Origin of the sequence: Streptomyces sp. NPDC001663 (assembly GCF_042893105.1) — a bacterium.
Lineage (GTDB): Bacteria > Actinomycetota > Actinomycetes > Streptomycetales > Streptomycetaceae > Streptomyces.
The window spans coordinates 15836-34991 of sequence record NZ_JBIAUR010000023.1; the positions used below are offsets into that span (position 1 = coordinate 15836).

Here is a 19156-nt window from a genome sequence, read left to right on the forward strand (position 1 = left end):
CGCTAACTCCCTGTACTCCGATACGACCTGAGCCCCGCCCGCCAGGCCAGCCCGGACAGCGCGCAGCAGGCCACCGCCACCAGCGGCGAGGCGAAGGCCGCCCACTGCGGCAGACCGATCGGGTACGGCCGTCCCAGCACATAGGCGGCGGGAACCCAGTTGACGAAGGCCAGCGGCAGCATGAAGGTCACACCGCGCACCAGGTCCTTGCCGAACACCGTCGGCGGGTACTGCAGCAGCGTGGTCCCGCCGTACGTGAACGCGTTCTGCACCTCGGCCGCGTCCTGCGCCAGGATCTGGAAGGCCGCGCCCGCCACGAACACCGCCGAGAAGATCACCGCCCCGCTGACTACCATCACCGGCACCAGCAGCACCTTCGCCGCACTCCAGTCGACGTCGACCACCGTCAGTGCCCAGCCCAGCACCAGCGCACCCTGCGTGATCCGGCCCAGGCGGCGCAGCGCGAAGCGGTCGGCACCCACCTGGGCGAGCACCGGCGCGGGCCGCACGAGCAGCGTGTCGAACGAGCCGTCGCGGATCCGGGCGCCCAGCACGTCCATCGAGCCGAGCACCAGGTCGGCGATCCCGAACGACGTCGCCGACAGCCCGTACAGGAAGGCGACCTCGGGCAGCGACCAGCCGCCCAGCGAGTCGACCTGCGAGAACATCAGCAGGATCCCGACGAAGTCCAGGAGGGTCACCACACCGTTCCCCAGCACGGTGACGGCGAAGGAGACGCGGTAGGTCATGCTGGACCGCACCCACATCCCGGCGATCAGCCCGTAGGCCCGCAGCCCTTCGGCAAGGGCACTGCGCTCACCCACCCTGCACCACCACCCGCCGCGTCGCCGCCGACTGCAGCAGCCGCCCGGCCGCCAGCAGCGCCACCGCCCACGCCGCCTGGAAGGCGAACGCCCCGAGCGGATCGGTCTCCCCCATCAGCACGTCCGCCGGCATCTGGATCTGCGCGGCCCAGGGCAGCGCCCGCACGATCTCGCCGAACACACCCGGGAAGGCGTTCAGCGGCAGCACCATGCCCGAGAAGAAGATGCCCGTGATCACCAGGGCCTGGCTGACGCCCATGCCGTCCATCAGCCAGAACACGCTCAGCGCCGCCAGATAGCGGATCGCGAAGCTGACGACCATCGCCAGCAGCAGCGCGACCAGACAGGCCGCCCAGGCGGTGGGCGCCGTCGGCAGCGCCATCGGGAAGAACAGCGCGCCGAAGACGAACGGGACCACGCCCCGCCCCAGCATCTGGAACAGCGCCCGCCCCAAGTCGCTTGCCAGCCACCACAGTTGGAGGTCGGCCGGCCGGTACAGGTCCACGGCGATCTCACCGGTGCGGATGCGCTCCATCAGATCCTTCTCCGCGCCACCGCCCTGGATCGCCAGCGTCGCGTACAGGCACTGGCCCAGCCACACATAGGTCACCGCCTGCGCCTGGTCGTACCCCCCGAGGTGCGGCTTCTCGTCCCACAGCGCCAGATACGTGTAGACGAGGATCACGCCGAAGACCGTGTTCGTGAACACCCCGGCCGCCGTGGCCGCCCGATACGTCGCGTACCGTCTGAAACCACCCGCCGCGACGGCCCCGTACAACCGTCCCGAGCCCACGTCAGTCAACCTCCCGGACCGCCCGACACCGAAGCGCAGGAGCCTAGTCCGCTGGTAGTGACGTACGCCACGCATTTTCCGGCCCCGGTGCGTGCCGTGATCCGGGAACGGAACGCATGGTGCGAGAGTCTTCAAGAGGGGACGCAGATGGCGTACGAGGGCGTACGGGAACGTACGACGCGAAACAGGAGTCCGTGCACAACATGAGCGACGAGCCGCAGCCGCAGCAGCCGACCCAGGGCTGGGCACCGAGAGAGCCGCAAAACGCTCCCCAGCCGGGCGGTGCTCCCGAGCCGAGCGGCAAGAAGCCGGGGCGGCCCAAGCGCACCGGCTGGCGTCGGCTGATCCCGACCTGGCGCATGGTGCTCGGCACCTTCGTGATCGGCATACTCCTGTTGATCGGCCTGTTCTTCCTCGGCTACTCCATGGTCAAGATCCCCCCGGCCAACGCCCTCGCCACCAAGCAGTCGAACGTCTACCTGTACGCCGACGGCTCCCAACTCGCCCGCGACGGCGAGGTCAACCGGGAGAACGTCTCGCTCGCCCAGGTCTCCAAGGACGCCCAGCACGCCGTCCTGGCCGCCGAGGACCGCGACTTCTACACCGAGTCCGCGATCGACCCCAAGGCCATGGTCCGCGCCGCCTGGAACACCGCCACCGGCAAGGGCACCCAGTCCGGCTCGACGATCACCCAGCAGTACGTGAAGAACTACTACCTGGCCCAGGAACAGACCGTCACCCGCAAGGCCAGGGAGTTCTTCATCTCGATCAAGCTGGACCGCACGGAGTCCAAGGACCAGATCCTCGAGGGCTACCTCAACACCAGCTACTTCGGCCGCAACGCCTACGGCATCCAGGCCGCCGCCCAGGCCTACTACGGCCAGGACGCCACCGACCTCGACCCGGCCCACGCCGCCTACCTCGCCGCGCTGGTCAACGCCCCCAGCGAGTACGACGTCATCGCGCACCCCGAGAACAAGGCCGCGGCCGTGGCGCGTTGGAACTACGTCCTGGACGGCATGGTCAAGAAGGGCTGGCTGACCGAGTCCGAGCGGGCCGGCCTGAAGTTCCCGATGCCGAAGGAACAGACCGTCTCCACCGGCATGTCCGGACAGCGCGGCTACATCGTCCAGGCCATCAAGGACTACCTCACCAAGAACAAGATCGTCACCACGGACGAGTTGGAGGCCGGCGGCTACCGCATCACCACCACCCTGCAGAAGAAGAAGCAGGACGCCTTCGTGAAGGCGGTCAACGACCAGGTGATGAAGAAGCTCGACAAGAAGAACAACAAGGTCGACAACTACGTCCGCGCCGGCGGCGCCTCCGTCGACCCCAAGACCGGCAAGGTCGTCGCCATGTACGGCGGCATCGACTACGTCAAGCAGTACACGAACGGCGCGACCCGCGGCGACTTCCAGGTCGGCTCCATCTTCAAGCCCATCGTGTTCGCCTCGGCCGTCCAGAACCACTCCGAGACGCAGGACGGCCAGACCATCACCCCGAACACCTACTACGACGGCACCAACAAGCGCCCCGTACAAGGCTGGAGCGGCGGCGGCTACGCACCGGAGAACGAGGACGAGGCGTCGTACGGCAACATCACCGTGCGCACCGCCACCGACAAGTCCGTCAACTCGGTGTACGCACAGATGGCCGTGGACGTCGGCCCGGAGAAGGTGAAGCAGACGGCGATCTCCCTCGGCGTCCCGTCCGACACCCCCGACCTGACCGGCACCCCCTCCATCGCGCTCGGCGTGAACACCGCCAGCGTCCTCGACATGGCGGAGGCCTACGCGACCCTCGCCAACCACGGCAAGCACGGCACGTACACGATGATCGACTCGATCACCAAGGACGGCAAGGACGTCGTCGAGCTGCCCAAGAACACTGGCACGCAGGCCGTCAGCCGCGAGGCCGCCGACACCACGACCTCGATCCTGCAGAGCGTCGTCGAGAACGGCACGGCCACCGCCGCCCAGGCCGCCGACCGCCCCGCCGCCGGCAAGACCGGCACCGCGGAGGAGGACACCGCCGCCTGGTTCGCGGGCTACACACCCGACCTCGCGACCGTCGTCTCCGTCATGGGCCAGGACCCGGTGACCGCCGCGCACAAGTCGCTGTACGGCGCGATGGGCCTGCAGCGCGTCAACGGCGGCGGCCCGCCCGCCCAGATCTGGGCCCAGTACACCAAGGCCGCCCTGAAGGGGAAGCCGGCCACGGACTTCGACCTCCAGCTGCAGCCGGGCGCCGAACAGACCGCGCAGCCCACCCTCCCGCCCACCACACAGCAGCCGGGCACCGGCGGCCAGGACAACGGCGGCGCCACCACGGGCGGCCAGGACGACCAGGGCCAGACCCAGGGCCAGGACAACGGCGGCACGACCGACGGCGGAACCACCACGACCGGCGGCACGGACACGACCGGCGGCACGACGGGCGGCACGACGACCGGCGGCACCACCGGCGACGGCGGGACGACCTCCACAGGCGGCACCACCGGCGACACGACGTCCGGCGGCACCACGGGAGGCACGGACACCGGGGGCACGACCGGCGGCACGACAGGCACCGACACCGGAGGAGTGTCCGCGGGCACAGGAGGCCCGCAGACCTAGTGACCCGAGGTCGCCTTCAGCCCCACCACGGCGACCAGCAGCAGAGACACGAAGAAGATCCGCGCGGCGGTGACCGGCTCCCCCAGCACCACCATGCCGAGCACCGCCGCACCGGCCGCCCCGATCCCGACCCACACGCCGTAGGCGGTACCAATGGGAAGGGACCTGGCGGCATACGACAGCAGCAGCATGCTGGCGACGATGCCCGCGCCGGTGAGCACGCTGGGCACGAACCGCGTGAACCCGTCCGTGTACTTCATCCCGATCGACCAGCCGACCTCGAGCAGACCGGCGACGAGCAACAGAACCCAGGCCATGACGGCACCTCCGGAAACAGGCGTTACAGGGGGTGCGTCGTCTTTGCTGTCACTGACTGGCTGTTGCTGCAGACCCGGTACGGCGCGTCTCGTCGGGCTCCTTCAAAGCTAGCAAAGGAACGGCAAAAGGGGCTGGTGACGATGGTCACCAGCCCCTTGGAACTGCTTGAACCGTTGAATTACAGGTAGAGGCCCGTCGTGTCCTCGGACCCCTCGAAACGGTCGGCGGCCACGGCGTGCAGATCACGCTCGCGCATGAGCACGTACGCCACGCCCCGCACCTCGACCTCGGCACGGTCCTCCGGGTCGAACAGGACGCGGTCGCCGGGCTCCACGGTCCGCACGTTCTGCCCGACGGCGACGACCTCGGCCCAGGCCAGCCGCCGCCCGACCGCCGCGGTGGCGGGAATCAGGATCCCCCCGCCCGACCGACGCTCGCCCTCACCGGTCTCCTGCTTCACGAGGACTCGGTCGTGCAGCATCCGGATGGGCAACTTGTCGTGCTGGGTGCTGTTTCTGTTGGCGCTCACGCCCTGAACCTACAGCTCTCGCTCAGCCCTTGCGCCGCCGGGTGCCGAGGGCGAGCAGCCCCACGACCCCGACGACCACGAGGGCGACGGGCACGACCCGCTCCAGCCGGGGCGCGCCCTCCTCGTCGACGAACTGGGCCTTCACATCGGTCACGACCTTGTTGACACCGACGTAGGCCCGCCCCAGCGTGTGATCAATATTGGACACAACCTTGGCCTTGGCGTCGCCGACGATCGTCTTCGGGTGCACCCGCACCCCGATCTCGTCGAGCGTCTCGGCCAGCACGTCACGGCGGCGCCTGATGTCCGCCTCGATCTGCGCCGGGGTTCTGGTGTCCGACGTGTCCGCCACCGTAGGGCCTCCGAAGTCAGCTGATGCCTGTTGCTGCTTGTTGCGGACAGTCTGTCAGCTCCGCCCGCCCCTGCACTGTCAGGACCCCCGGTTACGCTGGCCCAATGAGCGAGCGACTCCAGCCCGGGGACGTGGCCCCCGACTTCACCCTCCCCGACGCCGACGGCAACGACGTGTCCCTGTCGGCCCACAAGGGCCGCAAGGTCATCGTCTACTTCTACCCCGCGGCCCTGACGCCCGGCTGCACCAAGCAGGCCTGCGACTTCACGGACAACCTGGAGCTGCTGACCGGCGCCGGCTACGACGTCATCGGCATCTCCCCGGACGCCCCCGAGAAGCTGGCGAAGTTCCGCGACAAGGAATCCCTGAAGATCACGCTGGCCGGCGACCCCGAGAAGACGGTCATCGAGACGTACGGCGCCTACGGCGAGAAGAAGAACTACGGCAAGACGTACATGGGCGTCATCCGCTCCACGGTGATCGTGGACGAGGAGGGCAAGGTCGAACGGGCCCTGTACAACGTCCGCGCGACGGGCCACGTGGCCAAGATCATCAAGGATCTGGGTATCTGAGGGCCCATTTCCGCTGAGCGAGCGGCTCGCACCGGGGTGACCTGGTGCGGGCCGCTTTACGTTTCGGGCGTGACTGTCCGATTAGCGGTTCGTTACTCCGTGCGATGCCACGAACGCGTGGTCGGAACGGAGGGGCTCATGGGGGCCAGTGCGTACACCAGGGAGCGGCTGGAGGAGGCGGCTCGGGGGGCGCGGACGTTGTCGGAGGCGTTGGGGAGGTTGGGGGTGGAGCCGAAGAGCTGGAGGCGGCGATACATCTATGAACGGATGAAGAAGCTCGGGGTGGATGTCTCGCTATTCGAGCGCGAGGGGGCCAAGTGGACGAGAGAGATCCTCGAGCCCGTGGTCGCCCGATCGACGAGCGTGAACGAGGTACTACGGCGGCTCGGACTCGACCCGGTCGGCGGGCACCACACGAACATCTCGCGGCGCATCAAGGCGTACGGCCTCGACACCTCGCACTTCACGCCGGTGATCCGCACGGAGCGGCAGCGGCACAACCAGCGCCGTCGAACAGCAGAGGAGATCCTCGTCGAGGAGACCTCGGCACGCGCCACGCGCGTTCCGAGCAGCCGTCTCAAGCGGGCGATGCGCGAGTTGGGCATGGAGGAGCGATGCTCCCTGTGCGGTACCGAAGCGGTGTGGCTCGGAGAACCGCTCCCCCTTGAGGTCGACCACATCGACGGCGACTGGCGAAACAACCGCATCGAGAACTTGCGGCTGCTGTGCCCCAACTGCCACTCAACGACGGACACTTACCGGGGGCGCAACAAGGGGCGCACCTCATGACCGCTGGCGTGCAGTACACCCGCGAGCGACTGGCCGAGGCCGCCGAGAGATGTGCCGACATCGACGAGGTCATCGCCCTCTTCGGTACTCGGCCATACGGGAACCTTCGCCGCTACCTCGCGAAACGGTTCGTTCACTTCGGCATCGACATCTCGCACTTCCGCCCCTGCGGCAGACGCCCTCGCCCAACGGAGGACGAGCTGCGATCGGCCGTCGCCGAGTCATCCTCCCTCGCCGAGGTGCTGCGCCGCCTGGGTCGCCCGGGCAACGGCTCGCAACGTACCCAGCTGCGCAAGTGGATCACCGAGCATCAGATCACGACCTCGCACTTCCTGGGGCAGGCACACCAGCGAGGTAAGCCGAGCGCGACCGCCAAACGGCCCGAGGAGGTTCTCGTCCAGCACGACGCAAAACAGCGGACGAAGACCTCGCTCCTGCGCCGCGCGCTTCGCGACGTCGGTGTGCCAGAGGAGTGCGCCAGGTGCGGGGGCGGCGCGGAGTGGCTCGGAAAACCCATGACGCTGGAGGTCGATCACATCAACGGGGACTGGCGGGACAACCGGCGAGAGAACCTACGGTTGCTGTGCCCCAACTGCCACGCGATCACCACCACATGGTGCCGAGGGGGGCGACGGCGACAAGCGGTCCGCAGCGCCCAGTAGAGTAGTCAGCGCCGCGGGCCCGTATCCCAGCTGGCTAGAGGATGCCGGTTTAGGTCCGGTATGTCGTGGGTTCGAGTCCCACCGGGCCCACCCTGCAAAGGGCGCCGCACCAACAGGTGAGGCGCCCTTCAGCGTCAGCCCAACAGCTCCCGCACCACCGGCACCAACGCCCTGAACGCCTTCCCCCGATGGCTGATCGCGTTCTTCTCCTCCGCGCTCAGCTCCGCGCAGGTCCGCGACTCCCCCTCCGGCTGCAGGATCGGGTCGTAGCCGAAGCCGTTCGTGCCCGTCGGGGAGTGGCGGAGTACGCCCCGCAGCTGGCCCTCGACCACCCGCTCCGTGCCGTCCGGCAACGCAAGCGCCGCCGCGCAGGCGAAGTGGGCGCCGCGGTGTTCGTCCGCGATGTCGCCGAGCTGGGCCAGGAGCAGGTCCAGGTTGGCGCGGTCGTCGCCGTGCTTGCCGGCCCAGCGGGCGGAGAAGATGCCCGGCGCGCCGTTCAGGACGTCGACGCACAGGCCCGAGTCGTCGGCGGCGGCGGGCAGGCCGGTCGCCCGGGCGAGGGCATGGGCCTTGAGGAGCGCGTTCTCGGCGAAGGTCACGCCGGTTTCCTTGACGTCGGGGATCTCCGGGTAGGCGTCCGCGCCGACGAGGTCGTGCGGGAGACCTGCGTCGGCGAGGATCGACCTCAGTTCGGTGATCTTTCCGGCGTTGCGGGTGGCGAGGATCAAGCGGGTCATGGGCCAACAGTATTCCGGGCCCGTCCCCCACCGGGTTACGAGGTGCAGACCTTCGTCAGCTCGCCCGCCGCGTCCGTCACCGGGCTGACGTCCGGTGTGTTGTCGCCGTTCTTGATGGACGTACGGACGTTGTCCACGGCCTTGTTGAGGTCGTCGACCGCCTTGTTGACGTCGGCGTTGTCGGTCTTGTCGCCGATCTTGTCGAGGTTCTTGTCGATGGAGGCGAGCGACTCGTCGAGCTGGGTCGGGTCGTTCGACGCGTTCTCCACGGCCTGCTGGAGATCGGTGACGCTGTCGGCGATGGTGTCGGCGGTCTGGACGCAGTCCAGGGCCTTGTCGACGGCGTCGCAGCCGGTGGTCAGTCCGGCCGTCAGTCCGACGGCCGCCACTGCGGTGAAAGCGATGGCGATACGACGGCTCCGACGACTGCGGCGGCCTCGGCTCACGGCCATGACTGTGGTCCCTCCCATGTCCAGGCCCCGTTCAGAGGCCCCCCGTAACTGGTCGGGCGCACGGTGTTGTCCGTGCGCCCGCACTCATAGTGACGCCCGGGCGGGTGCCGGAGGTTGCCCCGGCGGCCGCCCTTTCTTGGTGCGCCCTTTACTTTTCGAGGACCGTATCAAGTGCCTTGCGCTGAAGGACAGCGAGTTCTTCACAGCCGGAAACCGCCAGGTCCAGCAGGGAGTTGAGCTCCTCGCGGGCGAAGGGCTCGGCCTCGGCGGTGCCCTGGACCTCGACGAAGCGGCCGTCGCCGGTGCAGACGACGTTCATGTCGGTGTCGGCCTTCACGTCCTCCTCGTAGCAGAGGTCGAGCAGGGGGACACCGCCGACGATGCCGACCGAGACCGCCGAGACGGTGCCCGTGAGCGGCTGGCGGCCGGCCTTGATCAGCTTCTTGCCCTGGGCCCAGGCGACGGCGTCGGCGAGTGCCACGTACGCGCCGGTGATGGCTGCCGTGCGCGTGCCGCCGTCGGCCTGGAGGACGTCGCAGTCGAGGACGATGGTGTTCTCGCCGAGCGCCTTGTAGTCGATGACCGCGCGCAGGGAGCGGCCGATGAGGCGGCTGATCTCGTGGGTACGGCCGCCGATCTTGCCGCGGACGGACTCGCGGTCGCCGCGGGTGTTGGTGGCGCGGGGCAGCATGGAGTACTCGGCGGTGACCCAGCCCTCGCCGCTGCCCTTGCGCCAGCGGGGGACGCCCTCGGTGACGGAGGCCGTGCAGAAGACCCTGGTGTCGCCGAAGGAGATGAGGACGGAGCCCTCTGCGTGCTTGCTCCACCCGCGTTCGATGGTGATCGGGCGGAGCTGTTCGGGGGTGCGGCCGTCGATTCGAGACATGCCGCTGAGCCTATCGGGACAAGCGGAAAGGGCCCCTCCCGCGGTGGGAAGGACCCCTCGAGTGAGCGAGCGCGGTGACTCACATCATGTCTTCGATCTCCGCGGCGATGGGGTCGGCGTCGGTGCCGATGACGACCTGGATCGCGGTGCCCATCTTGACGACGCCGTGGGCGCCGGCGGCCTTCAGGGCTGCGTCGTCGACCAGGCTTGCGTCGGCGACCTCGGTCCGCAGGCGCGTGATGCAGCCCTCGACCTCTTCGATGTTGTCGATGCCGCCGAGCCCGGCAACGATCTTCTCAGCCTTGGTGGCCATTGCATTCTCCTCACGCACGGTTGGCTCAACTTCGCGAGCGATTGCGTCGTGCGTACCGAAGGATGACGTCACAGCAGCCATATCGCCCGTAACTGGTCTACACCACCTGACAGGCGGTCGCCAACCCATGAGCACCGAGACCGAGATCTCCCCCGCGCGGCGCCGCTGGAACAGCTTGTTCCAGAGTCTGCAGAAAATGGGTCGCAGTCTCCAACTCCCCATCGCGGTGCTGCCGGCGGCGGGCATCCTCAACCGTCTCGGCCAGCCCGACGTGTTCGGGGACGACGGCCTCGGGTGGACGGACGTCTCGAAGGTGATGGCCGGCGCGGGCGGCGCCCTCCTCGACGGCTCTCTCGGCCTTCCCCTTCTCTTCTGCGTCGGCGTCGCGATCGGCATGGCGAAGAAGTCGGACGGCTCGACGGCGCTGGCGGCGGTCGCGGGCTTCCTCGTCTACTACAACGTGCTGCGCCAGTTCCCGAAGGACTGCCCCGGCGGGTCGAAGGCGGTGGCCGGGGTCGGCTGCCAGGTGTCCGACGGCACGGTGACCGTGTTCGAGTACCAGAATCCCGGCGTCTTCGGCGGCATCGTCATCGGTCTGCTCGCCGCGTTCTTCTGGGCGCGCTACCACCGTACGAAGCTGGTGGACTGGCTCGGCTTCTTCAACGGGCGGCGGCTGGTGCCGATCATCATGGCGTTCGTCGCGATCGCGTTCGCCGTGCTGTGCCTGTGGGTCTGGCCGCCGGTCGGTGATGCGCTGGAGAGCTTCAGCGACTGGCTGAGCGATCTGGGCTCGTGGGGTGCGGGCGTCTTCGGTGTCACGAACCGCGCGCTGCTCGTGTTCGGCCTGCACCAGTTCCTGAACGTGCCCATCTGGTTCCAGTTCGGCAGCTACACCAAGCCGGACGGCACGGTGGTGCACGGCGACATCAACATGTTCCTGGCGGGCGATCCGAACGCGGGGCAGTTCACCTCGGGCTTCTTCCCGATCATGATGTTCGCGCTGCCGGCCGCGGCGCTGGCGATGACGCACTGCGCGAAGCCCAGCCGCAGGAAGGAGATCGGCGGGCTGATGCTCTCGGTCGCCCTGACCTCGTTCGTCACCGGCATCACCGAGCCCATCGAGTACTCGTTCCTGTTCGTCGCGCCGCTGCTGTACGCGGTCCACGCGCTGCTGACGGGTGTGTCGATGGCGGTGACCTGGGGGCTCGGGGTGCACGACGGCTTCAGCTTCTCGGCCGGTCTGATCGACTACATCATCAACTGGAACCTGGCGACCAAACCGTGGGCGATGATCCCGATCGGTCTGTGCTTCGCCGTCGTGTACTACGCGATCTTCCGTTTCGCGATCACGAGGTTCGATCTGAAGACCCCGGGCAGGGAGCCCGAGGACGAGCGCGAGGACGTCACGAAGGCCTAGCCCGGGCGCCTGCGCAGCGTAACCCCACGGTCACGGGAATCGTGGGTTCCTTATGTCACCTTCATCGTGCTACAACAGGTCTACACCACTGAGTGGTGTAGACCACCACCCGATGGAGGAAGTCTATGAGCACCGCCACCGCGCCCACGGCGGCCCCCACGAAGAAGTGGGGATCAGGCCTGTTCCAGGGCCTGCAGAAGGTTGGCCGCAGCCTGCAGCTCCCGATCGCCGTGCTTCCGGCGGCCGGCATCCTGCTGCGTTTCGGTCAGCAGGACATCCACGACAAGCTGCACCTGCCCGACAAGGTCACGGCGGTGTTCGCCACGGCGGGCGGCGCGATCTTCGACAACCTGCCGCTGCTGTTCTGTATCGGTGTGGCGATCGGCTTCGCGAAGAAGTCCGACGGCTCCACCGCCCTCGCCGCGCTCGTCGGCTTCCTGGTCTACAGCAATGTCCTCAAGGCGTTCCCGGTCACCGAGGCGAAGATCCAGAAGGGCGCGGACATAGCCGCGACCTACAACAACCCCGGTGTGCTCGGCGGCATCATCATGGGTCTGCTGTCGGCGGTGCTCTGGCAGCGATTCCACCGCACCAAGCTGGTGGACTGGCTCGGCTTCTTCAACGGCCGCCGTCTGGTGCCGATCATCATGGCCTTCGTCGGCACGCTCATGGGCGTCTTCTTCGGCCTGGTCTGGGAGCCGATCGGTGAGGGCATCTCGAACTTCGGCGAGTGGATCACCGGTCTCGGCGCCTTCGGTGCCGGTCTGTTCGGCCTCATCAACCGCGCGCTGATCCCGGTCGGCATGCACCAGTTCGTCAACTCCGTGGCCTGGTTCCAGATCGGCGACTTCAAGAATGCGGCCGGCGACGTCGTCCACGGCGACCTCACCCGCTTCTTCGCCGGTGACCCGACCGCCGGACAGTTCATGTCGGGCTTCTTCCCCATCATGATGTTCGGCCTCCCGGCCGCCGCGATCGCCATCGCCCACTCCGCCCGCCCCGAGCGCCGCAAGGCCGTGCTGGGCATGATGATCTCGCTCGCGCTGACCTCGTTCGTGACCGGTGTGACCGAGCCGATCGAGTTCTCCTTCATGTTCATCGCCCCGGTGCTGTACGGGATCCACGCGGTGCTCACCGCCCTGTCCATGGCGATCACTTGGGCGCTCGGCGTGCACGCCGGCTTCACCTTCTCGGCGGGCGCCATCGACTACGGCCTGAACTGGAACCTCGCCACCAAGCCCTGGTTGATCATCCCGATAGGCCTCGTCTTCGGCGCGATCTACTACTTCGTCTTCCGCTTCGCCATAGCCAAGTGGAACCTCCCCACCCCGGGCCGCGAGCCCGAGGAGGAGATTGAGGATCTCACCAAGGCGTGAGTCCGACGCGGTACAGAAAGGCCCCCGGAGCCATGCGGCTCCGGGGGCCTTCGTGCACGTACCGGCTAGATCTCGTACGACACCCCCGGCGCCGCCAGTTCGACCGGGCCGTCGAACACCGCTCGGGCGTCGACCAGGTTGACCTGCGGGTCGGTCCACGGGGGGATGTGGGTGAGGACCAGGCGGCGGGCACCCGCCCTGGCCGCGGTCTGGCCCGCCTCGTGGCCGTTGAGGTGCAGGTCGGGGATGTTCTCCTTGCCGTGCGTGAACGCGGCCTCGCACAGGAACAGGTCGGTGTCGTGGGCGAGTTCGTCCAGCGAGGTGCTCACGCCCGTGTCACCGGAGTACGTCAGGGACTTACCGCCGTGCTCGACACGGATGCCGTACGCCTCCACGGGATGGGCCACGCGCTCCGTGTGCACCGTGAACGGGCCGATCTCGAACGTGGACGGCTTGACCGTGTGGAAGTCGAAGACCTCGCTCATGGAGGAGGCGGTGGGAGTGTCCGCGTAGGCGGTGGTCAGCCGGTGTTCCGTGCCCTCGGGTCCGTAGACGGGGATCGGGTCGCAGCGGCCGCCGTCGTGGCGGTAGTAGCGCGCGACGAAGTACGCGCACATGTCGATGCAGTGGTCGGCGTGCAGATGGCTGAGGAAGATCGCGTCGAGGTCGTAGAGACCGCAGTGGCGCTGCAGCTCGCCAAGGGCGCCGTTGCCCATGTCGAGGAGCAGCCGGAAGCCGTCGGCCTCTACGAGGTAGCTCGAGCAGGCCGATTCCGCGGACGGGAACGACCCCGAGCAACCGACGACGGTGAGCTTCATGAAGCAGAAACCTCCGCTGGCGGAAAACATTTCTGGAAGGGAGACGGGGGTCGTGCGGTCCGTCGAGCGTAAGGCGCAAAACCCCCCGTCGCTCCTCCACCAGGGGCTGTTGTGGGCGAACTCACCTGTGGTGTCACGCGTTCGGCTGGAAGCGGGGCGCGTGTGGCGTGAGGTGGCGAGCACGGGTTCGAGAGAAGGCGCGCGGCGCTGATCGTGCGCCGGTAACGTCATCGTATGGACACGTCCTGGTGGCTGGCACTCGCGGCGGTGGTACTGCTCGCGCTGGTCGCCACGCTCGTCGACGGCTGGGGACGGGGACGACGACCCGAGGGGCGCCGGACGCGTCCGCCGGGGCGGCCGGGCGCGAGAAGTGGCGGCGGGCGGCCCAAACCGGCGGAGATCTGGTGGGCGAAAGTGCCGTTCGAGGACGGGCCGGGTACCAAGGACCGGCCCTGTCTTGTGCTCGTGGTGCACGGCGAGCGGGCGACGGTCGCCAAGATCACCAGCAAGTACCACGACGAGCGGGCCGGGGTGATCCCGCTGCCGCCGGGTGCCGTCGGCGATGCCCAGGGGCGCGCGAGCTTCCTGGAGACGGACGAGCTGCGCGAGGTGCCGGTGTGGGAGTTCCGGCGGCGGGTGGGGGTGGTGGACCCGATCCTGTGGGACCAGGTCCGTCACCTGGCTACGTGAAGCCTTCCAACAGGGCTTACGCCCAGAGCTGGCCGTGCAGCGTCTCGATCGCTTCCTCCGTCGTGGCCGCCGTGTAGACGCCCGTCGAGAGGTACTTCCAGCCGCCGTCGGCCACGACGAACACGATGTCCGCGCTCTCGCCCGCCTTGAGAGCCTTGTTGCCGACGCCGATCGCCGCGTGCAGGGCGGCGCCGGTCGAGACGCCCGCGAAGATGCCCTCCTGCTGGAGGAGTTCACGGGTGCGGGTCACGGCGTCCGCCGAGCCGACGGAGAAGCGGGTGGTGAGGACGGAGGCGTCGTACAGCTCCGGTACGAAGCCCTCGTCGAGGTTGCGCAGGCCGTACACCAGGTCGTCGTAACGCGGTTCGGCGGCGACGATCCTGACGTCCGGCTTGTTCTCGCGGAGGTAGCGGCCGACGCCCATCAGGGTGCCCGTGGTGCCGAGGCCCGCAACGAAGTGGGTGATGGACGGGAGGTCGGCGAGGATCTCCGGGCCGGTCGTGGCGTAGTGCGCGCCCGCGTTGTCCGGGTTGCCGTACTGGTAGAGCATCACCCAGTCGGGGTGCTCGGCGGAGAGCTCCTTGGCGACGCGTACGGCGGTGTTGGAGCCGCCCGCGGCCGAGGACGAGATGATCTCGGCGCCCCACATGGCGAGCAGGTCCCTGCGCTCCTGCGAGGTGTTCTCGGGCATCACGCACACGATGCGGTAGCCCTTGAGCTTCGCGGCCATGGCCAGCGAGATGCCGGTGTTGCCGGAGGTGGGCTCCAGGATGGTGCAGCCCGGGGTGAGGCGGCCGTCCTTCTCCGCCTGCTCGATCATGTGCAGCGCCGGGCGGTCCTTGACCGAGCCGGTGGGGTTGCGGTCCTCCAGCTTGGCCCAGATCCGCACGTCCTCGGACGGCGACAACCGCGGCAGGCGCACCAACGGGGTGTTGCCCACCGCGGCCAGCGGGGAGTCGTAGCGCATCGGGGATCAGGCCATACCGCCGGCCACGGCCGGCAGGATCGTGACGTTGTCGCCGTCGGCGAGCTTGGTGTTGATGCCCTCGAGGAAGCGGACGTCCTCGTCGTTCAGGTAGACGTTGACGAAGCGGCGCAGCTCGCCGCCGTCCACGATGCGGGCCTGGATGCCCGCATGCCGGGTCTCGAGGTCGGCGAAGAGCTCGGCGAGGGTGTCCCCGTTGCCCTCCACCGCCTTCTGGCCGCCGGTGTAGGTGCGGAGGATGGTGGGGATGCGGACCTCGATGGCCATGTCTGCGGGCTCCTGTCGGATGATGTCGGGTCTGTGGGCGCGCGGCAGCGCAAAGAGCGGGTGATGCTTGGGGCGCCGCGGCTCACGGCCGTACGGCGGCAGGGCAGCGTCAACAGATGGCGCTGTTCAGCCTGCACAGGTCGACGTGCAGCCGCGCCACGAGCATGATGCCCGGCGTCTTGTCGCTCACGTCGTTCAGAACCATGGGCTCATCGTATCGATTCCCGGTCGGTCACCCGGAGTGGCATATCGCATGCTGGACGGATTCTGACCGGATTGCGAGATCAGTAGGTCTCCACGACCTTGACCTCTTCCTCCGTGACCTCGCCCTCCACGATGCGGAACGAGCGGAACTGGAAGTCGCCGAGGCCGTCGGTGTCCGCGGTGGAGACCAGGACGTAGTGCGCGCCCGGCTCGTTGGCGTACGAGATGTCGGTGCGGGACGGGTAGCCCTCCGTCGCCGTGTGGGAGTGGTAGATGACCACCGGTTCCTCGTCGCGGTCGTCCATCTCGCGGTAGAGCTTGAGCAGATCGCCGGAGTCGAACTCGTAGAACGTGGGCGACATGGCCGCGTTCAGCATCGGGATGAAGCGCTCGGGGCGGTCCGAGCCCGCCGGGCCCGCGACGACACCGCACGCCTCGTCGGGGTGGTCCTTGCGCGCGTGCGCGACGATCTGGTCGTACAGGGCCTGGGTGATGGTGAGCGACATGCGGCAAGGATACGAAAGGCCCGCCCCGGCGGTTGCGGAGCGGGCCCTTCGCGTACGACGCCTCGGACGCGAGGCCTACCGGCGCTGGAGCGCCAGGTCGGAGTCCGCTGCGGCCGTGCGCTTGGCGACCTGGAAGCCGACCACGAGCACGGCGAACCAGACGGCGAACACGTAGAGGCCGAGCCGGGTGTCGCTGTCGGAGGCCATCAGGCCGACCACGGAGACGAGCGCGGCGATGGCGATCCAGTTGGTGACCGGGGCGCCGGGCATCCGGAAGTCGGCGGCCGGCAGCAGTCCGGCGCGGACCTTGGAGCGGTAGCGCAGGTGCGCGGCGAGGATCATGATCCAGGTCCACAGTCCGGCGCAGGTGGCGACCGAGGTGATGTACACGAACGCCTTGTCCGGCGAGACGATGTTGACGATCACACCGATGCCCATGAACAGCGCGGACGCGATGAGCGCGGGCAGCGGGAGCTGACGGCCGCTGAGCTTCGCCGCGGCCTTGGGGGCCTCGCCGTTGACGGCCAGGCCACGCATCATGCGGCCGGTGGAGTAGATGCCCGAGTTGCAGGAGGACAGCGCGGCGGTGAGCACCACGAAGTTCATGATCCCGGCGGCACCGGGGATGCCGACGGCCGCGAAGACCTGCACGAAGGGGCTGACGCCCGGGGTGTACTTCGTCCAGCTGTACACGGACAGGATCACGACCAGCGAGCCGACATAGAAGATGCCGATGCGGACCGGGAGGGTGTTGATCGCCTTGCGCAGCGTCTGCTTGGGGTTCTCGGCCTCGCCCGCGGTGATGCCGACCAGCTCGACGCCGAGGTAGGCGAAGATGACGCCCTGCATCGCCAGCATGGCCTGCCAGGCTCCACTGGGCGCGAAGCCGCCGTCCGCCCACAGGTGGCTCACGGAGGCGGTGTCGCCGACGGAGGAGAAGCCGAAGGTGAGGATGCCGACGCCGATGACGATCATGGCGATGATCGCGGTGACCTTGATCGTGGAGAACCAGAACTCCAGCTCACCGAAGATCTTGACCGAGACCAGGTTGGCGGCGAAGAGGACGATCAGGGCGACCGCGGCGGTCGTCCAGACCGGCACGGAGGGCCACCAGTAGTTGATGTAGTGGCCGGCCGCGGTCACCTCGGACATACAGGCGGTGACCCACAGCGCCCAGTACGACCAGCCGGTGACGAAGCCCGCGAAGGGGCCGAAGAACTCCCGGGCGTAGTCGGCGAAGCTGCCCGAGGTCGGGCGGTAGGTGAGCAGTTCACCCAGGGCCCGCATGATGAAGAAGATCACGACGCCCGCGATCGCATAGCAGGCGATCAGGCTGGGACCGATGTTCGCGATGCCGGTGCTTGATCCGTAGAACAGGCCGGTACCGATGGCGCCGCCGATGGCGATCATCTGCACCTGACGGCCGTTGAGCCCGCGCTGGTACCCCTCTGCGGGGGCCTCGCCATCCAGCGCCGCACTGCTGTCGTGCTGCTGGTCGACCTGCGACGAGGTCATGTTGGTGCGCCTTTCTCCATGCCGACCCGGGCCGTTGTCGGCCTCGGATCGGGTCTCGATCCCCCCGGATTGCTGGAGCTGTTGCCTGGCCGGCGGTTACCGGCTCGGTGGCGCACCCGGCCGAACATGGGTGGTGTTCGCCGGGCGGTCGTGAAGATTTATCACGGCCGCAATATTGATCATCCGGGCGGCGTGTGGCGCACACCACAGGAAGAACCGGACAAAGACCACTCCAGGGGCGCATAGAAGGCGACCCTGGTGACCTCATCGTTATCCGGATTTGAGCGTCCTCTGAGCGAACGGGAACCGAGCCCAACGAGCCGTTGGCTATTGCGAAGAAGAAGCTCAGATCTTGATCAATTCCATGGCCCCGGGACGGTCAAGATCCCTAGCGTCCTTCCCCGTGAGCGCCACGGCGCGGTGGACCGACCAGCCACCGCGGGCGCTCGCACGGAGCACGACCGACAGTTCAACGCTCAAGGGGAAATCCAGCAATGAAGCTCAAGCTCGTTTCCGTCGCCGTTCTCGGTTCCCTCGCTCTCGGCGCCGCTCCGGCGGTCGCGCAGACGCAGGAGACCGGGACGTCCTCGACGAAGACGGTCGTCACGCCGAAGATCGACACCTGGCAGGACATCGCCGCCGGCAAGTGCTACTACGGCGACAAGGAGTCCTGCGAACTGCTCGTCGGGGGCCTCAAGATGAGCAAGAAGACGAAGAACTGCCTCGTCAACGCTTCCGTTGCGGCCGCAATCTCGCTCATCGTCGGCCGCATCAACAAGGACCTGGCGAGCAAGGTCGCCAAGCAGGCCGTGGGCGCGGGCGCGACGAGCTGCATCACGGCTCTCGTCAGCAGCTGAGCCGACCGGACACATGGAGCGGGCCCCGTCGCACCCGGCGACGGGGCCCGCTCCCGGCTCAGAACCTCAGGGCATGAGCGTCGAGACCAGCGTCTCCTGGAGGCCGCCCAGCCACAGGTAGGCCATCACCATCGGCTTGCGCGGGTCCTCGTCGGGGAGGCGGTAGAGGAGGTCGGTGTCGTCCTCGTCGGTGATGTCCAGACGGGAGCCGATCGCCAGGCGCAGGTCGTTGAGGGCGCCGAGCCACTGGCGGGACTCCTCGGCGGACAGGTTGAGGATCGCGCCGCCGTCGCCGCCGGGCGCGAGGGCGTCCAGGGAACGGATCACCGCGAGGGCGTTCTCCCGCTTGCCGGCGCGCAGGTCGTTCTCGGTGTAGCGGCGGAACTCGGAGGAGTGGGCCTGCTGCTCCTCGGCGTCCTTGGGTCCCGGAGTCCCTTCCGGGTCGACATAGGCGTCCGGGAAGAGGCGCCTGAGCACCGGGTCCTTGGGCGGCTCGCTCGGACCCTCGGCGAAGAGCTCGGCCAGCGGGTCGTCCGGGGCGTCCTCGGCGGGACCGGGCCCTACGAGCTCCAGGAGCTGGACGGCCAGCGACCGGATGATGGAGATCTCGACGTCGTCGAGAGCGACGGCCGCGCCGCCGCCGGGGAGCGGTTCGAAGTGTCCTGGCATGAAGGTG

Annotated in this window: 24 protein-coding genes, 1 tRNA gene and 1 riboswitch; of the genes, 9 read left to right on the forward strand and 16 right to left on the reverse strand. The window is 68.2% G+C overall.

What is annotated here, in order from left to right:
- Window positions 1–2: 2 nt before the first annotated feature.
- Together ACFY1L_RS48000 and ACFY1L_RS48005 are read right to left on the reverse strand one after the other, a co-directional pair.
- Window positions 3–824, reverse strand: a complete 822-nt coding sequence (locus ACFY1L_RS48000; protein WP_388840551.1) for an ABC transporter permease — start codon at window positions 822–824, stop codon at window positions 3–5.
- Window positions 817–1617 carry an ABC transporter permease gene (locus tag ACFY1L_RS48005; protein ID WP_388840553.1) on the reverse strand — a complete coding sequence of 267 codons (801 nt, stop codon included), beginning with the start codon at window positions 1615–1617 and terminating at the stop codon, window positions 817–819. The genes ACFY1L_RS48000 and ACFY1L_RS48005 overlap by 8 nt, the downstream gene beginning before the upstream one ends.
- Window positions 1618–1820: 203 nt before the next feature.
- Between ACFY1L_RS48005 and ACFY1L_RS48010 the strand changes: the two genes are divergently transcribed.
- Window positions 1821–4235, forward strand: a complete 2415-nt coding sequence (locus tag ACFY1L_RS48010; RefSeq protein ID WP_388840556.1) for a transglycosylase domain-containing protein — start codon at window positions 1821–1823, stop codon at window positions 4233–4235.
- Here ACFY1L_RS48010 and ACFY1L_RS48015 read toward each other — a convergent pair.
- The 3 genes from ACFY1L_RS48015 to ACFY1L_RS48025 form a co-directional block, all read right to left on the reverse strand.
- Window positions 4232–4552 carry a DMT family transporter gene (locus ACFY1L_RS48015; RefSeq protein WP_388840560.1) on the reverse strand — a complete coding sequence of 107 codons (321 nt, stop codon included), beginning with the start codon at window positions 4550–4552 and terminating at the stop codon, window positions 4232–4234. The genes ACFY1L_RS48010 and ACFY1L_RS48015 overlap by 4 nt on opposite strands.
- A gap of 31 nt (window positions 4553–4583) precedes the next feature.
- A riboswitch (guanidine-III (ykkC-III) riboswitch) is annotated at window positions 4584–4676 on the reverse strand.
- 55 nt (window positions 4677–4731) lie between these two features.
- Window positions 4732–5034 carry a co-chaperone GroES gene (locus ACFY1L_RS48020; RefSeq protein WP_234490819.1) on the reverse strand — a complete coding sequence of 101 codons (303 nt, stop codon included), beginning with the start codon at window positions 5032–5034 and terminating at the stop codon, window positions 4732–4734.
- 70 nt (window positions 5035–5104) lie between these two features.
- Window positions 5105–5434: a DUF3618 domain-containing protein gene (locus ACFY1L_RS48025; protein WP_388840563.1), complete on the reverse strand. Its 330-nt coding sequence runs from the start codon at window positions 5432–5434 to the stop codon at window positions 5105–5107.
- A 104-nt stretch (window positions 5435–5538) separates the two neighbouring features.
- On the opposite strand from ACFY1L_RS48025, the gene bcp reads away from it, so the two are divergent.
- The 4 genes from bcp (at window position 5539) to ACFY1L_RS48045 (ending at window position 7547) form a co-directional block, all read left to right on the forward strand.
- Complete coding sequence (gene bcp, locus ACFY1L_RS48030) at window positions 5539–6006, forward strand: thioredoxin-dependent thiol peroxidase (protein ID WP_388840566.1); 468 nt, start codon at window positions 5539–5541, stop codon at window positions 6004–6006.
- A 138-nt stretch (window positions 6007–6144) separates the two neighbouring features.
- Window positions 6145–6795 (forward strand): HNH endonuclease signature motif containing protein, encoded by a 651-nt coding sequence (locus ACFY1L_RS48035; RefSeq protein WP_388840569.1) that lies wholly within the window; start codon window positions 6145–6147, stop codon window positions 6793–6795.
- On the forward strand, window positions 6792–7457 hold the full coding sequence (locus tag ACFY1L_RS48040) for an HNH endonuclease (protein ID WP_388840572.1): 666 nt from the start codon (window positions 6792–6794) through the stop codon (window positions 7455–7457). The genes ACFY1L_RS48035 and ACFY1L_RS48040 overlap by 4 nt, the downstream gene beginning before the upstream one ends.
- 15 nt (window positions 7458–7472) lie before the next feature.
- Window positions 7473–7547 (forward strand) — tRNA-Leu (locus ACFY1L_RS48045).
- 44 nt (window positions 7548–7591) lie between these two features.
- Here ACFY1L_RS48045 and rdgB read toward each other — a convergent pair.
- From rdgB to ACFY1L_RS48065, 4 genes are all read right to left on the reverse strand, one after another.
- Window positions 7592–8194 carry an RdgB/HAM1 family non-canonical purine NTP pyrophosphatase gene (rdgB, locus tag ACFY1L_RS48050; RefSeq protein WP_388840575.1) on the reverse strand — a complete coding sequence of 201 codons (603 nt, stop codon included), beginning with the start codon at window positions 8192–8194 and terminating at the stop codon, window positions 7592–7594.
- A 35-nt stretch (window positions 8195–8229) separates the two neighbouring features.
- Window positions 8230–8646 (reverse strand): hypothetical protein, encoded by a 417-nt coding sequence (locus tag ACFY1L_RS48055; protein WP_388840578.1) that lies wholly within the window; start codon window positions 8644–8646, stop codon window positions 8230–8232.
- Between the two features lie 148 nt (window positions 8647–8794).
- Complete coding sequence (rph, locus tag ACFY1L_RS48060) at window positions 8795–9532, reverse strand: ribonuclease PH (RefSeq protein WP_388840581.1); 738 nt, start codon at window positions 9530–9532, stop codon at window positions 8795–8797.
- A gap of 79 nt (window positions 9533–9611) precedes the next feature.
- A complete protein-coding gene (locus ACFY1L_RS48065; RefSeq protein WP_043228148.1) occupies window positions 9612–9845 on the reverse strand; it encodes a glucose PTS transporter subunit EIIB in 234 nt (77 codons plus the stop codon).
- A 127-nt stretch (window positions 9846–9972) separates the two neighbouring features.
- Between ACFY1L_RS48065 and ACFY1L_RS48070 the strand changes: the two genes are divergently transcribed.
- Together ACFY1L_RS48070 and ACFY1L_RS48075 are read left to right on the forward strand one after the other, a co-directional pair.
- Window positions 9973–11262 (forward strand): PTS transporter subunit EIIC, encoded by a 1290-nt coding sequence (locus ACFY1L_RS48070; RefSeq protein ID WP_388840584.1) that lies wholly within the window; start codon window positions 9973–9975, stop codon window positions 11260–11262.
- 125 nt (window positions 11263–11387) lie between these two features.
- On the forward strand, window positions 11388–12638 hold the full coding sequence (locus tag ACFY1L_RS48075) for a PTS transporter subunit EIIC (protein ID WP_388840588.1): 1251 nt from the start codon (window positions 11388–11390) through the stop codon (window positions 12636–12638).
- Window positions 12639–12703: 65 nt separating this feature from the next.
- On the opposite strand, the gene ACFY1L_RS48080 is transcribed toward ACFY1L_RS48075, so the two are convergent.
- Window positions 12704–13456, reverse strand: coding sequence for an MBL fold metallo-hydrolase (locus ACFY1L_RS48080; protein WP_388840591.1), 753 nt, complete (start codon window positions 13454–13456; stop codon window positions 12704–12706).
- Window positions 13457–13690: 234 nt separating this feature from the next.
- Between ACFY1L_RS48080 and ACFY1L_RS48085 the strand changes: the two genes are divergently transcribed.
- Window positions 13691–14146, forward strand: a complete 456-nt coding sequence (locus ACFY1L_RS48085; protein ID WP_388840594.1) for a type II toxin-antitoxin system PemK/MazF family toxin — start codon at window positions 13691–13693, stop codon at window positions 14144–14146.
- A gap of 16 nt (window positions 14147–14162) precedes the next feature.
- Here the strand turns inward: ACFY1L_RS48085 and ACFY1L_RS48090 are convergent, their stop codons facing one another.
- From ACFY1L_RS48090 to ACFY1L_RS48110, 5 genes are all read right to left on the reverse strand, one after another.
- The gene (locus ACFY1L_RS48090; RefSeq protein ID WP_388840597.1) at window positions 14163–15113 is read right to left on the reverse strand and encodes a PLP-dependent cysteine synthase family protein; all 951 of its coding nucleotides are present in this window, start codon (window positions 15111–15113) and stop codon (window positions 14163–14165) included.
- Between the two features lie 6 nt (window positions 15114–15119).
- The gene (locus ACFY1L_RS48095; protein WP_361271227.1) at window positions 15120–15398 is read right to left on the reverse strand and encodes a MoaD/ThiS family protein; all 279 of its coding nucleotides are present in this window, start codon (window positions 15396–15398) and stop codon (window positions 15120–15122) included.
- A gap of 109 nt (window positions 15399–15507) precedes the next feature.
- On the reverse strand, window positions 15508–15603 hold the full coding sequence (locus ACFY1L_RS48100) for a putative leader peptide (RefSeq protein WP_361271224.1): 96 nt from the start codon (window positions 15601–15603) through the stop codon (window positions 15508–15510).
- Window positions 15604–15682: 79 nt separating this feature from the next.
- Complete coding sequence (locus ACFY1L_RS48105; protein ID WP_388840602.1) at window positions 15683–16108, reverse strand: Mov34/MPN/PAD-1 family protein; 426 nt, start codon at window positions 16106–16108, stop codon at window positions 15683–15685.
- A 75-nt stretch (window positions 16109–16183) separates the two neighbouring features.
- A complete protein-coding gene (locus ACFY1L_RS48110; protein WP_388840606.1) occupies window positions 16184–17623 on the reverse strand; it encodes an amino acid permease in 1440 nt (479 codons plus the stop codon).
- A 494-nt stretch (window positions 17624–18117) separates the two neighbouring features.
- Between ACFY1L_RS48110 and ACFY1L_RS48115 the strand changes: the two genes are divergently transcribed.
- The gene (locus ACFY1L_RS48115; protein ID WP_388840609.1) at window positions 18118–18480 is read left to right on the forward strand and encodes a hypothetical protein; all 363 of its coding nucleotides are present in this window, start codon (window positions 18118–18120) and stop codon (window positions 18478–18480) included.
- Window positions 18481–18546: 66 nt separating this feature from the next.
- Here the strand turns inward: ACFY1L_RS48115 and ACFY1L_RS48120 are convergent, their stop codons facing one another.
- The gene (locus tag ACFY1L_RS48120) at window positions 18547–19149 is read right to left on the reverse strand and encodes a DUF2017 domain-containing protein (protein WP_388840612.1); all 603 of its coding nucleotides are present in this window, start codon (window positions 19147–19149) and stop codon (window positions 18547–18549) included.
- Window positions 19150–19156: the final 7 nt, after the last annotated feature.

Coding starts and splice junctions, on each gene's coding strand:
- ACFY1L_RS48010 (WP_388840556.1), top strand. CDS start 1,821: ATGAGCGACGAGCCGCAGCCGCAGCAGCCGACCCAGGGCTGGGCACCG.
- ACFY1L_RS48015 (WP_388840560.1), bottom strand. CDS start 4,552: ATGGCCTGGGTTCTGTTGCTCGTCGCCGGTCTGCTCGAGGTCGGCTGG.
- ACFY1L_RS48020 (WP_234490819.1), bottom strand. CDS start 5,034: ATGCTGCACGACCGAGTCCTCGTGAAGCAGGAGACCGGTGAGGGCGAG.
- bcp (WP_388840566.1), top strand. CDS start 5,539: ATGAGCGAGCGACTCCAGCCCGGGGACGTGGCCCCCGACTTCACCCTC.
- ACFY1L_RS48035 (WP_388840569.1), top strand. CDS start 6,145: ATGGGGGCCAGTGCGTACACCAGGGAGCGGCTGGAGGAGGCGGCTCGG.
- ACFY1L_RS48040 (WP_388840572.1), top strand. CDS start 6,792: ATGACCGCTGGCGTGCAGTACACCCGCGAGCGACTGGCCGAGGCCGCC.
- rdgB (WP_388840575.1), bottom strand. CDS start 8,194: ATGACCCGCTTGATCCTCGCCACCCGCAACGCCGGAAAGATCACCGAA.
- ACFY1L_RS48055 (WP_388840578.1), bottom strand. CDS start 8,646: ATGGCCGTGAGCCGAGGCCGCCGCAGTCGTCGGAGCCGTCGTATCGCC.
- rph (WP_388840581.1), bottom strand. CDS start 9,532: ATGTCTCGAATCGACGGCCGCACCCCCGAACAGCTCCGCCCGATCACC.
- ACFY1L_RS48065 (WP_043228148.1), bottom strand. CDS start 9,845: ATGGCCACCAAGGCTGAGAAGATCGTTGCCGGGCTCGGCGGCATCGAC.
- ACFY1L_RS48070 (WP_388840584.1), top strand. CDS start 9,973: ATGAGCACCGAGACCGAGATCTCCCCCGCGCGGCGCCGCTGGAACAGC.
- ACFY1L_RS48075 (WP_388840588.1), top strand. CDS start 11,388: ATGAGCACCGCCACCGCGCCCACGGCGGCCCCCACGAAGAAGTGGGGA.
- ACFY1L_RS48080 (WP_388840591.1), bottom strand. CDS start 13,456: ATGAAGCTCACCGTCGTCGGTTGCTCGGGGTCGTTCCCGTCCGCGGAA.
- ACFY1L_RS48085 (WP_388840594.1), top strand. CDS start 13,691: ATGGACACGTCCTGGTGGCTGGCACTCGCGGCGGTGGTACTGCTCGCG.
- ACFY1L_RS48090 (WP_388840597.1), bottom strand. CDS start 15,113: ATGCGCTACGACTCCCCGCTGGCCGCGGTGGGCAACACCCCGTTGGTG.
- ACFY1L_RS48095 (WP_361271227.1), bottom strand. CDS start 15,398: ATGGCCATCGAGGTCCGCATCCCCACCATCCTCCGCACCTACACCGGC.
- ACFY1L_RS48100 (WP_361271224.1), bottom strand. CDS start 15,603: ATGGTTCTGAACGACGTGAGCGACAAGACGCCGGGCATCATGCTCGTG.
- ACFY1L_RS48105 (WP_388840602.1), bottom strand. CDS start 16,108: ATGTCGCTCACCATCACCCAGGCCCTGTACGACCAGATCGTCGCGCAC.
- ACFY1L_RS48110 (WP_388840606.1), bottom strand. CDS start 17,623: ATGACCTCGTCGCAGGTCGACCAGCAGCACGACAGCAGTGCGGCGCTG.
- ACFY1L_RS48115 (WP_388840609.1), top strand. CDS start 18,118: ATGAAGCTCAAGCTCGTTTCCGTCGCCGTTCTCGGTTCCCTCGCTCTC.
- ACFY1L_RS48120 (WP_388840612.1), bottom strand. CDS start 19,149: ATGCCAGGACACTTCGAACCGCTCCCCGGCGGCGGCGCGGCCGTCGCT.